At 46.0% G+C, this 239-nt stretch carries 1 protein-coding gene; it reads right to left on the bottom strand.

Annotated features, from left to right (window positions below; genetic code table 11):
- The coding region (locus BpJC4_RS15965; protein ID WP_151698204.1) for an IS110 family transposase at positions 1-239 on the bottom strand (239 nt) is incomplete at both ends.

Below are 239 nucleotides of genomic sequence, written 5' to 3'. Positions count from 1 at the left end.
TTAGCCGTAAGAAAATAAGCAAGGCCAAGCCAGAAATGCCCTGTCGGTTCAACACCGAAAATCACGTGGTCCTTATTATTTTGTTTCCTTTGGCGTTCCATCCAGTTCAAAAGGGTTTGGAAGCCGTGGAATCGATTTTCAAAGATCAAACGTTTGCCAAACTCAATGCCTCTGTCGTCCTGTGCACGTGCGACATGTTTGTCTTTAGCGACATCAATGCCGATGATGAGCGTTGACGG

The organism is Weizmannia acidilactici, from assembly GCF_008974185.1.
Classification (GTDB): Bacteria; Bacillota; Bacilli; order Bacillales; family Bacillaceae_C; genus Weizmannia; species Weizmannia acidilactici.
This window is presented reverse-complemented; position numbering and strand designations above follow the sequence as displayed.